The 14,045-nt window shown below is 62.2% G+C and carries 10 protein-coding genes; 8 read left to right on the top strand and 2 right to left on the bottom strand.

Features of this window, described 5'->3' with window-relative positions; translation table 11 throughout:
* Positions 1–26: 26 nt before the first annotated feature.
* The 7 genes from ACX3M4_RS08740 (at position 27) to ACX3M4_RS08710 (ending at position 11,106) form a co-directional block, all read left to right on the top strand.
* The gene (locus ACX3M4_RS08740; protein ID WP_459358194.1) at positions 27–2,471 is read left to right on the top strand and encodes a methyl-accepting chemotaxis protein; all 2,445 of its coding nucleotides are present in this window, start codon (positions 27–29) and stop codon (positions 2,469–2,471) included.
* Between the two features lie 493 nt (positions 2,472–2,964).
* Positions 2,965–3,816, top strand: coding sequence for a metal ABC transporter substrate-binding protein (locus tag ACX3M4_RS08735; RefSeq protein WP_459359397.1), 852 nt, complete (start codon positions 2,965–2,967; stop codon positions 3,814–3,816).
* A gap of 123 nt (positions 3,817–3,939) precedes the next feature.
* The gene (locus tag ACX3M4_RS08730) at positions 3,940–4,806 is read left to right on the top strand and encodes a manganese/iron ABC transporter ATP-binding protein (protein ID WP_459359396.1); all 867 of its coding nucleotides are present in this window, start codon (positions 3,940–3,942) and stop codon (positions 4,804–4,806) included.
* Positions 4,806–5,708, top strand: a complete 903-nt coding sequence (locus tag ACX3M4_RS08725; protein WP_459358193.1) for a metal ABC transporter permease — start codon at positions 4,806–4,808, stop codon at positions 5,706–5,708. The genes ACX3M4_RS08730 and ACX3M4_RS08725 overlap by 1 nt, the downstream gene beginning before the upstream one ends.
* Positions 5,708–6,571 carry a metal ABC transporter permease gene (locus ACX3M4_RS08720; RefSeq protein WP_459359395.1) on the top strand — a complete coding sequence of 288 codons (864 nt, stop codon included), beginning with the start codon at positions 5,708–5,710 and terminating at the stop codon, positions 6,569–6,571. The genes ACX3M4_RS08725 and ACX3M4_RS08720 overlap by 1 nt, the downstream gene beginning before the upstream one ends.
* 205 nt (positions 6,572–6,776) lie before the next feature.
* Positions 6,777–7,955, top strand: coding sequence for an efflux RND transporter periplasmic adaptor subunit (locus tag ACX3M4_RS08715; RefSeq protein ID WP_459358192.1), 1,179 nt, complete (start codon positions 6,777–6,779; stop codon positions 7,953–7,955).
* Positions 7,956–7,971: 16 nt separating this feature from the next.
* The gene (locus ACX3M4_RS08710; RefSeq protein WP_459358191.1) at positions 7,972–11,106 is read left to right on the top strand and encodes an efflux RND transporter permease subunit; all 3,135 of its coding nucleotides are present in this window, start codon (positions 7,972–7,974) and stop codon (positions 11,104–11,106) included.
* Between the two features lie 141 nt (positions 11,107–11,247).
* On the opposite strand, the gene ACX3M4_RS08705 is transcribed toward ACX3M4_RS08710, so the two are convergent.
* Entirely contained in the window at positions 11,248–11,388 is a 141-nt protein-coding gene (locus ACX3M4_RS08705) for a hypothetical protein (RefSeq protein WP_459358190.1), read from the bottom strand.
* An 81-nt stretch (positions 11,389–11,469) separates the two neighbouring features.
* On the opposite strand from ACX3M4_RS08705, the gene dgoD reads away from it, so the two are divergent.
* Positions 11,470–12,618, top strand: coding sequence for a galactonate dehydratase (gene dgoD / locus ACX3M4_RS08700; protein WP_459358189.1), 1,149 nt, complete (start codon positions 11,470–11,472; stop codon positions 12,616–12,618).
* Between the two features lie 134 nt (positions 12,619–12,752).
* Here dgoD and ACX3M4_RS08695 read toward each other — a convergent pair whose 3' ends face one another.
* On the bottom strand, positions 12,753–14,015 hold the full coding sequence (locus ACX3M4_RS08695; protein ID WP_459359394.1) for a TRAP transporter large permease: 1,263 nt from the start codon (positions 14,013–14,015) through the stop codon (positions 12,753–12,755).
* Positions 14,016–14,045: the final 30 nt, after the last annotated feature.

Raw genomic sequence — 14,045 nt, 5'->3', positions numbered from 1 at the left:
TCAATCAGAGAAAGTGCGGGGGAAACATGTCCAAGTTACTTACACCGTTAAAGAATGCGCGCTTTTCGGCGAAGGTCGGCGGCGGCTTCGTAACCATGATCCTGGTAGCTGCGGCGGTCGGTGCCGTCGGCACGGTCGCCATTCTCGGCCTCAGGTCCCAGTCGGATGTCAGCGCCAGGGCGACAGCGGCGATGGCGAACCTGCAACAGGTGGCTCAGGCCCAGGAAGCCTATCTGGCCGAACGGACACCGGAGCTTGCCGAGGCCGCCAGGGCGCAGATCGGTCAGCTGGAAACGGCACTTGTGACACTCGACGAGAGTTCCGGTACCGGCAGCGGCGAGGCGGCGACCGCCGAGGCCATTACGCTGGTCAAGCAGCTCAGCGGCGAATTCGACGGTGTCGTCGAGGCGGTCGGCAACCGGCAGGTCCAGGTCGACAAGCTGCTGCGGTCCGCGACCGGGCTGGAATCCATTGCCGCCCAGATCAACGACAAGATGGCCAAGATCCAGCGTGATGCTGGCGGGGCCGCCAAGACCGCTTCCGGAACGCGCAACCGCGCCGACAAGGTCGGCCGCATGCTGTCTGACATGGAAGACCAGACCATCGAGCTGGAGGCTGCGATTGCGGCTGCCGGCGAGGGCGGCGACCTTGCTCCGGAAACAGCCACGCAGTTGCTTGCAGGTATCGAGGATTTGGCCAAGACGGCCGGCAAGGCGGGTAAACTCAAGGTCGACGGTCTCGACGCTGCCAAGGTCAAGGCGCTCGGCGACATGGCAACGGCGTTGGCCGGCAAACTGCCGAAGCCGGAAGGCGAGGGCACGAAACCCGGGCCGGTAACGGCCGCGGACGCAGTCCAGATTGCAGAAGGGCTTGCCGGTCTGCACGAACAGGCCTCGGCGCTGCGCAAGGTCGTCTATGCCGCAACCGACGAAGCCAAGGCAATTGCCGGCAAGGCGGAATCCCAGCTCGGTATTGTCGACCTGGTGAATGTCAACGTCGGCAAGTATCAGAAATCGTCACTGGAAATCCGGTCGGCCACGATGGAGTTCTTCTCAGGTTTGGGATCGATCGGGGCGGACGAAGTGCGCAACCGCACTGAAACCCTGCGGTATCTCGCCAATACGCTGAAGGCGGACAGCGCGGCATTTCCGGAAATCACCGATCTGGTAGCTTCCATCGAAACGGAAGTCGGCACCTACGAGACCGAATTTGCTGGCATGGTCGCTGCAAAGGACGCCTTTGACGCCAAGCGTGCCGAACTGGTGGCGATTTCCACCCAGGTTCGCAGCGTGATCACCGCGCTCACCGAGGCCCAGTCCGCCAGCGCATCGGCTCGCGCCGACACGGCCCTTGTCCTGATCGCCGTCGCGCTTGGCGCTGCCGTTGTGGTCGGCGGGCTGCTCGCCTTCGTTCTTTCGCTGGTCATCACCCGTCCGACCCGCGCCCTGACCGAAGCCATGGGGCGCCTCGCGGAAGGTGACATCGACGTGACGATCCCGTCGACGGCGCAGCGCGACGAGATCGGCGACATGAGCCGTACGGTTGAAGTGTTCCAGCAGAACGCCCGCGAGCGCCTGCGCTTGGAAGGCGAGGCGAGTGCTCATCAGGCCGAGCAGGGCGCGCGTCAGCAGGAGGTCGAACGGCTGATCCAGAACTTCCGCGACGAAATCCAGGATCTGCTCGGGGCATTGGACGAAACCGCGGCCGGCATGACGCATACCGCCTCCGCTCTCGGCGGCATCGCCGAAAACAGTGCCGAACAGGCGGCCGACACTGCCCGTGTCAGTGAAGACGCCAGCATGAGCGTTGAGAATGTCGCCGGGGCTGCCGAAGAGCTCTCCGCCTCCATCGCCGAGATCGGCGAGCAGGTGCGCCGGTCTTCCGACATCGTCACCTCTGCCACCAGCGCCGTGCACGATACCAACGGCAAGGTGCAGGGCCTGGCGGAAGCCGCGACCAAGATCGGCGAGGTTGTCAGTCTGATCCAGGCGATTGCCGAACAGACCAATCTTCTTGCCCTGAATGCGACCATCGAGGCCGCAAGAGCGGGTGAGGCCGGCAAGGGGTTTGCGGTCGTGGCTGCGGAAGTGAAGGAGCTGGCAACCCAGACCTCCAAGGCGACGGAAGAAATCTCTGCGCAGATCCAGACCATCCAGAATTCCACCGGTGAGGCGGTCACGGCGATCGGCGCGATCTCCGATACGATGGAAGAGGTCAACGGCTACACGCAAGGCATCTCCGCCGCCGTTACCCAGCAGGGCGCTGCCACCAACGAAATCTCCGGCAACGTCCAGCGGGCTGCCCAGAGCACCCAGGCGGTTCAGACCAACATGGCGCGGCTCGCCCAGGCCGTCGATGAAACCCGGGAAGCCTCCGGCAACGTTCTCGCCGCGTCGGATGATCTTTCCAACCGCAGTCGTGCGCTGAAGGACGGCATCGAGACCTTCCTGAACCGCGTCGCTGCGGCCTGACGGCAGGTAGCCAGGGCGACGGGGACACAAGTCGCAGAATTCGACCGCCGGCGTCTTCGCCGGCGGTTATGTTTTTCTCACACCACCAATCCCACTGGCGTCATCCCGGCCAAGCGCAGCGCGAGCCGGGATCGAAGCGCCGCGGAATCTGCCCTTTCTCCATTTTAGTTGCGAGGAATTTGCCTCCCCTTTCGTGGTTATCCCGGATCTCCGCGTAGCTGCGTCCGGGATAACCACGGAGGGGGAGGCGCTCGCAAAGAAGGGCAGGTGATTTCCTGTTTGCCGACTGGTTGTTTTCGCGCCTGGTGATCCTGCGCACACCCCCACGCGTACCCAACCTGATATCTGCAATTGATATTGCAACTCATTCGCAACAAGCTTGACACTTGCGAATGAGTTGCAATATCAATTGCAGCAGATCAACTCACTCAGGGAAACGGTGATGCTTAAAAACCTGGTTCTTTCAGCCTCCACGGCGGTGCTCGTTGCCGCAATGGCGACCGGCACTTTCGCTGCCGACAAGATGAAAGTGGTGACGACCTTCACCGTGCTTGCGGACATGGCGCAGAACGTGGCCGGCGATGCCGCTGAGGTGGTTTCGATTACGAAGCCCGGCGCAGAAATCCATGGCTACGAGCCGACGCCGCAGGACATCGTCCGGGCCTCCGATGCCGATCTGATCCTGTGGAACGGCATGAACCTCGAACTCTGGTTCGAGCAGTTCCTGTCCAACCTCGGCGAGATCCCGTCCGCCACCCTGACGGACGGCATCGATCCGATCCCGATCGCCTCCGGGTCTTACGAGGGCAAACCAAATCCCCACGCCTGGATGGGGCTGGATAATGCCTTGATCTATATCGACAATATCGTTGAGGCCTTTGCCGAGAACGATCCGGACAACGCGGCTGTCTATGTCAGGAATGCTGGCGAATACAAAGACAGGCTGCGCGCGACCATCGAGCCGCTGCGCCAGGCCATCGCCGAGATCCCGGAAGACCGGCGCTGGCTGGTGACCTGTGAAGGCGCCTTCAGCTATCTGGCGCGCGACTTCGCCATGAAGGAACTATATCTGTGGCCGATGAATGCCGATCAGGTCGGGACGCCGCAGCAGGTTCGCTCGGTCATCGATGGTGTCAGGGAAAACAGCATTCCCGTCGTCTTCTGCGAAAGCACGGTCAACACCGCCCCGGCCGAACAGGTCGCGCGGGAGACCGGCGCAAAGTATGGCGGTGTGCTTTACGTGGATTCCTTGAGCGAAGCTGGCGGTGAAGTGCCGACCTACCTGGATTTGCTGAAGGTGACGTCAGGCACGGTTGCCGAAGGACTGAAGGCGGCCACCAACTGAGTGCGGCTAAAACTTTTGGACCCCGCGGCATCTCTGCCGCGGGGTCGCAATTGTGAACTCTCCCGTTGTGCTCTTTAATGGACAGAAAGCATGCTGCAGATTGTCAAGGATCCGGAAATGGACATGACCGCCCAGGCGGATGGCGGCGGTATCGCCGCCGAAGACGTTACCGTTACCTACCGGAACGGACACACTGCGCTCTGGAACGCCAGTTTTTCCATCCCTCGCGGCACGGTGACGGCTCTCGTCGGCGTCAATGGTGCGGGCAAGTCGACCCTCTTCAAGGCCATCATGGGTTTTGTGCCCGCGGCCAGGGGCCGGATCAGCATCCTCGGATTGCCGGTTCGCGAAGCGCTGCGGAAAAACCTCGTCGCCTACGTGCCCCAGTCGGAGGAAGTCGACTGGTCCTTCCCCGTCCTTGTCGAGGATGTGGTGATGATGGGCCGCTATGGTCATATGGGTTTCCTGCGACGGCCCAAGCCTGCCGATCATGCGGCGGTCGACCAGGCGTTGAAGCGCGTCAACATGCAGGACTTCCGCCATCGGCAGATCGGTGAACTCTCCGGCGGTCAGCGCAAGCGCGTGTTTCTTGCCCGGGCGCTTGCCCAGGACGGTCAGGTAATCCTGCTCGACGAACCGTTCACCGGCGTCGACGTCAAGACCGAGGAACAGATCGTTGCGCTGCTGAGAGAACTCAGGGACGAGGGCAGGGTGATGCTGGTCTCCACTCACAATCTCGGCTCTGTTCCGGAATTCTGCGACCGCACCGTGCTGGTCAAGGGCACGGTTCTTGATTACGGTCCGACGGAAACCACCTTCACCCGCCAGAACCTGGAAAAAGCCTTCGGCGGCGTGCTGCGCCACTTCACCATTTCCGATCAGACCCTGCACACGGACGGCGATCAGCGCACGGTCACTATCCTCACCGACGATGAGCGGCCATTCGTCCAGTATGGCGACGAAGTGCAGACCAGCGAGGCCAGCAAGTAATGGAGCCGCTCAGTCTCGGTTACCTGCTGGAGCCCTTCAGCTACAGCTACATGACCAATGCCATGTGGGTTTCCGCCCTGGTTGGCGGGGTCTGTGCCTTCCTGTCGTCCTATCTGATGCTGAAGGGCTGGTCGCTGATCGGCGATGCGCTCTCCCACTCGGTCGTCCCCGGCGTTGCCGGTGCCTACATCCTCGGCCTGCCGTTCTCGCTCGGAGCGTTCATCGCCGGCGGGTTTGCCGCGGGAGCCATGCTGTTCCTGTCGGAGCGTTCCGGCCTCAAGGTCGATGTCATCATCGGCCTGATCTTCACGTCCTTTTTCGGCCTTGGCCTCTTCATCGTCTCCGTCAATCCGATGTCGGTCTCCATTCAGACCATCACCATGGGCAACATCCTGGCAATCACGCCGGAAGACACGCTGCAACTCGCCATCATCGGTTTCGTCTCGCTGGCGGTGTTGCTGGTCAAATGGAAGGACCTGATGGTCACCTTCTTCGACGAAAGCCACGCGCGCACCATCGGTCTGCGTCCAGGGCTCCTGAAGGCAATCTTCTTCGTGCTCCTGTCGGCCTCGGTTGTCGCCGCGATGCAGACGGTGGGGGCATTCCTGGTGATCGCCATGGTGGTCACACCCGGCGCGACCGCCTATCTCCTCTGCGACCGCTTTCCGCGCCTGATCCTCACCTCCGTCGCCATCGGCACGCTGACGAGCTTTTTGGGGGCCTATATCAGCTATTTCCTCGACGGAGCGACGGGCGGCATCATCGTGACGCTGCAGACGCTGATCTTCCTGGCTGTTTTCCTGCTTGCGCCGAAGCACGGACTGCTTGCGGCTAAACGCAAGGCCGCAGCGGCACTGTCGGTCCGGCCCGGTGCAGGCGAACGCAATTCGGGGGACGCATGATGGATATTGAAACGCTCGCCCTGCCGTTCAAATTTCCCTTCATGCAGAACGCCTTTCTGATCTGCATGATCGTCTCGGTCCCGACTGCGTTGTTGTCCTGCTTTCTGGTCACCAAAGGCTGGGCCCTGATGGGCGATGCCGTCAGCCATGCCGTGCTGCCTGGTATCGTGCTCGCCTATATCTTCGGCATCCCGCTGATCATCGGTGCTTTCGCAGCCGGCATGGTCTGCGCCGTCCTCACCGGGTATCTGTCCGGCAACAGCCGGGTGAAGCAGGACACGGTCATGGGCGTGGTCTTTTCCGGCATGTTCGGTGTCGGCATCGTGCTTTATGTCTCGATCGAGACCAACGCCCATCTGGATCACATTCTCTTCGGCAACATGCTCGGCGTCGAGCCGCACGAACTTCTGACCGCCGGCATTATCGCACTCGTCGTCGGCGGCGGCCTGGTGCTGAAGTGGAAGGACCTCCTGCTGCACAGTTTCGATGCTGCGCAGGCAAAGGCATCCGGCCTCCCTGTCGGCCTGTTGCATTACGGGCTGCTGGCGGCATTGTCGCTCACCATCGTTGCCACGCTATCTGCCGCAGGTCTGATCCTAGCCATCGCGCTGCTGATTGCGCCTGGAGCCATCGCCTTCCTGCTGGTGCGCACCTTCCGCACCATGCTTTGGGTTTCTGTCCTGATCTGCATGGCGGCAATGGTGTCTGGCACCTATGCCAGCTTTTTCCTCGACAGCGCCCCGGCGCCGACAATCGTGCTGATCCTGTCCGGGTTATTCGGTCTGGCCTTCACGCGCCGCCAAATCATCAACCGGCAGGCATCGATGCGCATGATAAAGGCTTCCGAAGCCGAAACAGGATAGTGAAGCCGGCACACCGGAGCAGGGTTTGCAAGCGCTTGCCGGTTGCCGGTCGCCCGCCGTTTTTGAAGCTGCCGGGCGGCAGGACCCTACTGCATACAATTTGCTACACTAATTAGATTGTTGGACTACGGGATTTGCCGTAGAGCATCATACCTAGAAGGCAATCTTTCGCGGGTCCGGCCGCGAATGCGTGGTGGAGCAATCAGTGTCGATTTGGAAGCAGCTTTTGCTGACCCTTGTGGTTCTCGTCATCGCAGCCGGGCTTTGGGTCCGCTATTTCCCGGGCGCCGGGGCCATGCTGTCCGGCTGGGGCATCGAAGGGCTGGATTTCGCGGCGGCCGATGCGGCGCCAAGTGGAGGCGATCAGCCGAAGCGCAGGGGCGGCGGCCCGCAGGGCGCTGTCGTCACGACACCTGTCGTCGAGATCACCATCAACGACCGGCTTTCGGCCATCGGCACCAGCACGGCACTGCAATCGGTCGCAGTGACGCCGTTCACGAGCGGCCGGATGAACGAGATCCTCGTCAAATCCGGCGCCACAGTGAAACCGGGCGACATCATCGCCAAACTCGATTCCGATGCCGAGCAAATTGCCGTCGAGCGTGCCGCCAATGCGGTCAAGGACGCTGAGGCGCGTCTGCAGCGCATACAGGTTCTGCGGAAGACCAACACCGCGACCGCGGTGCAGGAGACGGACGCGGAGCTCGCGCTCCAAAATGCCCGCCTGGAGCGGCAGGAAGCCGAACTTGCCCTTTCGCGCCGTGCCGTCGAAACGCCCATCGGAGGCATCGTCGGCATCCTGCCGATCACCGCGGGCAACTACGTCACCTCGCAGACCGTCATTGCCACCATCGACGACCGCAGCGAGATCCTGGTCGATTTCTGGGTGCCGGAACGCTATGCCTCCGCCATCAAGGTCGGCTCGCCGATCATGGCTACCTCGGTCGCGCGGCCAGGCGAAACGTTTGACGGCCTCATCAGCGCCGTCGACAACCGTATCGATGTCGACAGCCGCACGCTGCAGGTCCGGGCCCGTTTCCCGAACGAGACGGACAAGCTGCGTGCAGGCATGTCCTTCCAGGTGTCGATGAAATTTCCGGGAGATAATTACCCGGCTGTTGACCCTCTGGCGGTGCAATGGGGGTCGGACGGCGCCTATGTCTGGGCCGTGCGCGAGGGCAAGGGCGTGCGCGTGCCGGTCAACATCATTCAGCGCAACACGGACAGCGTTCTGGTGGATGCCGGTCTGACGATGGAAGACGAGGTCGTGACCGAAGGTCTTCATCTGGTGCGCCAGGGGGCGGATGTTGCCGTTGCCGGCCGCAAGCAGGCCCCGGCAGCCGACGCACCGCCGAAATCAGCTTCCGCCGAAAGCGGATCTTAAGGCCAGGAAGGTTCCGATGCAGTTGGATCGTCTCAAGGAACTTGGCTTCACCGGCCTCTTCGTCCGCCGCCCCGTGCTGGCCTTTGTGATCAACATGCTGATCGTCGTGGCAGGCGTCGCGGCATTCTTCGGTGTCGAAGTGCGCGAATTGCCGGACGTCGACCGGCCGGTCATCACCGTCAGCACCGACTACCCGTCCGCCGCGGCCGAGACCATCGACCGTGAAGTGACCGGCGTGATCGAGGGTGCGGTGGCACGCGTCTCGGGCGTCAAGGCGATTTCCTCTTCCTCCTCCTTCGGACGCAGCCGGGTGACCGTCGAATTCGACGACGATGTCGATCTGGATGTTGCCGCCTCCGACATGCGCGATGCTCTGGGGCGCATCGTCAACGACCTGCCGGAGGATGCGGAAGCCTCGCGCATCGTCAAGGCCGATGCCAATGCCCAGCCGGTCGTGCGCCTCGGCCTGACGTCCGACCGAATGAGCGTCGAGGACATGACGGTTCTGGTCGAGGACGAGATTGCCGATACGCTGGCGGCCGTTCCCGGGGTTGCCGACGTTCAGGTCTATGGCGACCGCGACAAGATCTTCCGCATCGATATCGACCAGGCCAAGATGGCGAGCCTCAACCTGACGCTCGGCGACGTTGCCAATGCACTTTCGTCAATGGCCTTCGACACGCCGGCCGGCTCACTCACCAGCCAGAACCAGGACCTGATCGTCCGCGCGACGGCTGCCATCGATTCCCCTGAGGAATTCGAGAGCGTCATTATCAATCGCAGGGCCCGGCTTCGTGACTTCGTGACGGTGACGCTCGGCCCCGACCTTGGCCAGACCCAGCTGCGGGCAAACGGCAAGTCGGGTATCGGTCTCGGCGTCATCCGCTCCGCCCAGTCGAACACCCTTGAAATCTCCAAGGGCGTGCGCGAGGCGGTCGAGCGGATCCAGGAAACGCTTCCCGAGGGCATGACCATCGAGGTCACCAGCGACGATGCCACCTTCATCAACGGCGCCATCCACGAAGTCGAAATCGCGCTCGCCATCTCGGTCAGCATTGTCCTACTGATCATCTTCATCTTCCTGTGGGACTGGCGCGCGACGATCATTCCGGGTGTCTCGTTGCCGGTCGCACTGATCGGCACGCTTGCGGCGATCTACCTTGCCGGCTTTTCCATCAACATCCTGACACTGCTGGCCCTGGTGCTTGCAACAGGTCTCGTGGTGGATGACGCCATCGTGGTGCTGGAGAACATCGTCCGTCGGCGCAACGAAGGCATGGGACCGAGGGCGGCAGCAGTTCTCGGTACGGAAGAAGTCTTCTTCGCAGTTCTCGCGACCACCGCGACCCTGATCGCGGTCTTCGTGCCGCTGTCGTTCCTGCCCGGCCAGACCGGCGGTCTCTTCCGGGAATTCGGCTTCGTGCTTGCGATTGCCGTGTTCCTGTCTTCCATCGTGGCCCTGTCCCTCTGCCCGATGCTGGCCTCACGCATACTCAAGGGAAAATCCGGCGAAGCGTCGGGCGGTCATGGCGGTGCGGCAGGCGGTCTCGGCCGGCTTCTGAGCGCGCTCTACCGCCGCTGCCTGCATGCGTGCCTCGATGCACCGATCGTCGTCGTGGCCGTGTCGCTGCTCTTTGCGGCAACCGCCGGCATCCTGTTTCCGACCATCAAGTCGGAACTGACACCGTCGGAAGACCGCTCGCTTGCCTTCATGCGCATTTCCGCGCCCCAGGGCGTCAGCCTCGATTATCTCTCCCAGCAAATGCGCCAGATCGAGGGTCTGCTGGAGCCTTACCGCGAGAGCGGCGAGGTTGTCAGCACCTTCTCCATCGCCGGTACCGGCGGCTCCAAGAACAGCGGCTTCATCGTCATGCGCCTGGCCCCCTGGGATCAGCGCAGCCGCTCGCAGCAGGAAATCCTGGGGGAAGTCAGCAAGCTGGTAACGGATGTTCCCGGCGTGCGCGCCTTTGCCTTCCAGCCCAACAGCCTGGGCATTCGCGGCGCCGGCTCGGGCCTGCAATTCGCCGTCGCCGGCAGCAACGACTACGCAACGCTCGGGGCGGCGGCGGACAGGATCATCGCGGAAATGGAGCAGGATCCCCGCTTCCGCCAGGTGCGTCTGTCGACCGAGGCGACACAGCCGCAGCTCTCCGTGTCCATCGACCGGGAACGTGCGTCCGATCTCGGCATCGATATCAACGGCCTCGGCACCGCGATGCAGGCCATGCTCGACGGGCGCAAGATCGGCCAGGTCTTCATCAACGATCAGGCCTATGACGTGAAGTTCGTCTCCACCTCCAATCCGATCAACGATCCGACGGACATGGAGAACATCTTCATCAAGACCGGCGACGGCCGTTTCGTCCCGGTCTCTACCATCGCCAGTCTGGTGGAAAAAGCCGTGCCGCCGTCGCTTGCCCGCGAGCAGCAACTGCGCTCCGTTGCCATCACCGCCGGCCTTGCCGACGACTTCCCGCTCGGCAGCGCCTATGAGGAGGCGCAGAGGATCGCCGGGCCGCTGTTGCCGCCTGGTGCCCGCATCGTGCCGCTGGCCGAAACGGCAACGCTCGGCGAGCAGTCCTCCTCCATGGCACGCACGTTCGGCTTTGCAATCGTCATTATCCTTCTGGTGCTGGCGGCCCAGTTCGAAAGCTTCATCAGTGCCATCATCATCATGGCAACGGTGCCGCTGGGGCTTGCCTGCGCCGTCTTTGCAATGCTTCTCACAGGCACGACGCTCAACGTCTATTCCCAGATCGGGCTGGTGCTGCTTGTCGGCATCATGGCCAAGAACGGTATTCTGATCGTGGAATTCGCCAACCAGCTGCGCGACCGCGGCCAGGGATTGCGCGAGGCGATCGAGAACGCCTCCAATATCCGTCTGCGTCCCGTGATGATGACGATGATCTGCACCATCGTCGGCGGCGTGCCGCTGATCATGGCGAGCGGGGCAGGGGCGGAAGCCCGCATCGCGCTTGGTTTCGTCATCGTCGGCGGTCTTGGTCTTGCGACCGTCTCGACCCTGTTCCTGACACCGGTCGCCTATCTTCTCCTCGGCCGCTTCATCACGCCGGCCGTCGAAGAAGAGGCGCGTCTTCACCGGGAGATGGAGGCAGCGCAGTCCATCGAACGGCAGATAGCGGGCGAGTGAGGGTGTTGCTTTGGCGTCGGGTTCTAGTGCCGAGTAGGTTTCTCTGAAGTGTCCCCCGGGTCTCGTTTCACTCGCCCCGGGGTGACGCGGTGAAAAGCCAAAAATGGCTGCAGGGCCCGATGGCGTTTTCTCAATTCGGTTCTACCATCCGGTAATCTTCGAAGCCGCGTTCAGGATGCGGGCCGCCAGGACCTTTGGCGCACCGGACGAGGCCGGGCCGTCGCCGGGGTCCTTGATGACCAGTACGAAAATCGGCATGGTCAGCAGTGGGATGCCGACCATCAGGTTGAAGAACCTCGCAAGGGCACTGGAACCGATGCCGATCCGGGTCCAGACGTGCCGTTCTCCTTGGAAGTGCTGTTCATGAAAATCACCAAATTCACCACCTACATCGTGCCTCCGCGCTGGCTGTTTCTGAAAATCGAAACGGACGAGGGAGTTTGCGGTTGGGGGGAGCCGGTGGTCGAAGGCCGGGCGCTTACGACCGAGGCCTTAGTCCATGAAATGGCTGACTATCTGATCGGCAAGGATCCCTTTCTGATCGAGGACCACTGGTCCGTCCTTTATCGCGGAGGGTTTTATCGCGGCGGTGCCATTCACATGAGTGCGCTTGCCGGGATTGATCAGGCTCTTTGGGACATCAAGGGCAAGGCGCTCGGTCAACCTGTGCATTCGCTGCTTGGCGGCCAATTGCGGGACAAGGTCAAGGTCTATTCCTGGGTCGGAGGTGACCGGCCTTCGGTGACGGCCGAAAAAGCGCGCGCAATGGTCGAGAACGGCTTCAAGGCCCTCAAGATGAATGGCTGCGAGGAACTGCAGTTTCTCGATAGCAATGCCAAGATAGATAAGGCAGTGGCTGCCGTGGCCGCAGTGCGCGAAGCCGTCGGGCCGGACATAGGGATCGGGGTGGATTTTCACGGCCGGGTCCACAAGCCGATGGCAAAGGTTCTGGCAAAGGAACTCGAACCCTACCGGTTGATGTTTCTCGAAGAACCGGTCCTGTCCGAAAACCATGAAGCCTTGAAGGAAATTTCGAAGCACTGCTCGACGCCCATCGCGCTCGGTGAAAGGCTCTATTCGCGTTGGGACTTCAAGGACGTGCTGGCAAGCGGCTGCGTCGACATTGTCCAGCCCGACTTGTCACATGCGGGCGGCATCACCGAGTGCCGCAAGATCGCGGCCATGGCGGAAGCCTACGACATAGGCCTTGCGCCTCACTGTCCTCTCGGTCCAATCGCACTTGCGGCCAGCTTGCAGTTGGACGCGGTCTCCTACAACGCGATCATCCAGGAGCAAAGCCTGGGAATTCACTACAACAAGACGAACGACCTTCTGGACTACATCCAAAATCCCGAGGTGTTCTCCTTTGACGACGGCTATGTCGCAATTCCGCAAGGGGCTGGCCTCGGAATTGAAATTAACGAGGATTACGTGAAGGATCGAGCACGTGAAGGGCACCGCTGGCGCAATCCTGTCTGGCGTCACGAAGACGGCAGCGTTGCCGAATGGTGAGGTCAGCCCGGCAAACGCTTTGAGCAGACATCCCGGATCTTGCTCTGCCGGGCAGGAAAGACGGCGGAGAAAGCAAGTTTCCGAAGAGAAGAAGAACCGCCCGTGTTTCCGCGGGCGGCTTTTTGATGTTCGTCCTACCGTCCGGTGATACCCGGGAAGAACAGCAGGATGCCGACCGCCAGGATCTGCAGCGCGATGAAGGGCAGCAGCGAGCGGAAGATGGTCGCCAGCGATATGTCGGGCGGTGCGACGCTCTTCAGGTAAAACGCCGCTGGCCCGAAGGGTGGCGACAGGAACGACACCTGCATGTTCATGCAGAACAGCACCCCGAACCAGACCGGGTCGTAGCCGAGGTCCTTGATGATCGGCACGAAGATCGGCATGGTCAACAGCGCGATGCCGACCCAGTCGAGGAACATGCCGAGCACGAACAGGATCAGCATCATGAAGAGCAGGATCACGGTCGGGTTGTCGGATATGCCTGAGATCAGCGCCGAAACGAACTTGATGCCGCCCATCAGGTTGAAGACGCCGACAAGGGCACTGGCGCCGATGCCGATCCAGACGATCATGCCGACGGTCTGAAGCGTCTGCAGCGCTGCACCTTTCAGGAGTCCGAGCGAGAATTCACCGCGCACCACGGTGGACAGCAGCACACCGGCAACACCGACGGCGGATGCCTCCGTCACGCTGGCGATACCGCCGTAAATCGAACCAAGCACGCCGGCGACAACCGTCAGCGGCAGGATCAGGCCTTTCAATAGCCGCAACTTTTCCGCCAGCGGCACCGGATCGCCCTCCGCCACCGGTGCAATGGCCGGGTTGAGATAGGCGCGGACCAGCACATAGGCGACGTAGAAGCCCGCCAGCATCAGTCCCGGCAGGAAGGCTGCGGTAAAGAGATCGCCGACCGAAACGTTCGCGGTCAGGCCGTAGATGATCAGAACGATCGACGGCGGCACCATGGTGCCGAGCGCACCGCCGGCACAGACGACGCCGATGGCCAGGTGCCTGTCATAGCCGAGCCGCAGCATCTGGGGCAGGGCAACAAGGCCGAGCAGGACCACTTCACCGCCGATGATGCCGCTCATGGCTGCCAGGATCACGGCCACCACGATCGTCTGGATGGCGACACCGCCGCGCAGGCGGCCGCCGAGCAGCTTCATGGCGTCGAAGAGATCGCGGGCAATGCCTGACCGGTCGAGGATCGCCGCCATCAGCACGAACATCGGTACGGAGACGAAGACGAAGGAGCCGACGAAGGAATAGACCCGGCTGGTGATCAGCGGCACCACCATCGGACCGAACCAGCCGAGGGCGAAGATCAGCGCCACCAGGAGCGTGACGAAGGCGAGCGGAATGCCGGAGACCAGGAGGACCAGCAGCATCGCAAACATGAGCAGCGTGCCGGCCTCGATGCCGAGGCC

This window comes from Roseibium sp. M-1 (assembly GCF_054515675.1).
This window is presented reverse-complemented; position numbering and strand designations above follow the sequence as displayed.

Bases quoted from the DNA above. Each gene is read 5' to 3' on its own strand.
- ACX3M4_RS08720 (WP_459359395.1), top strand. From the start codon at position 5,708: ATGGATATTGAAACGCTCGCCCTGCCGTTCAAATTTCCCTTCATGCAG.
- ACX3M4_RS08735 (WP_459359397.1), top strand. From the start codon at position 2,965: ATGGCGACCGGCACTTTCGCTGCCGACAAGATGAAAGTGGTGACGACC.
- ACX3M4_RS08695 (WP_459359394.1), bottom strand. From the start codon at position 14,015: ATGTTTGCGATGCTGCTGGTCCTCCTGGTCTCCGGCATTCCGCTCGCC.
- ACX3M4_RS08730 (WP_459359396.1), top strand. From the start codon at position 3,940: ATGACCGCCCAGGCGGATGGCGGCGGTATCGCCGCCGAAGACGTTACC.
- dgoD (WP_459358189.1), top strand. From the start codon at position 11,470: ATGAAAATCACCAAATTCACCACCTACATCGTGCCTCCGCGCTGGCTG.
- ACX3M4_RS08725 (WP_459358193.1), top strand. From the start codon at position 4,806: ATGGAGCCGCTCAGTCTCGGTTACCTGCTGGAGCCCTTCAGCTACAGC.
- ACX3M4_RS08710 (WP_459358191.1), top strand. From the start codon at position 7,972: ATGCAGTTGGATCGTCTCAAGGAACTTGGCTTCACCGGCCTCTTCGTC.
- ACX3M4_RS08740 (WP_459358194.1), top strand. From the start codon at position 27: ATGTCCAAGTTACTTACACCGTTAAAGAATGCGCGCTTTTCGGCGAAG.
- ACX3M4_RS08705 (WP_459358190.1), bottom strand. From the start codon at position 11,388: ATGGTCGGCATCCCACTGCTGACCATGCCGATTTTCGTACTGGTCATC.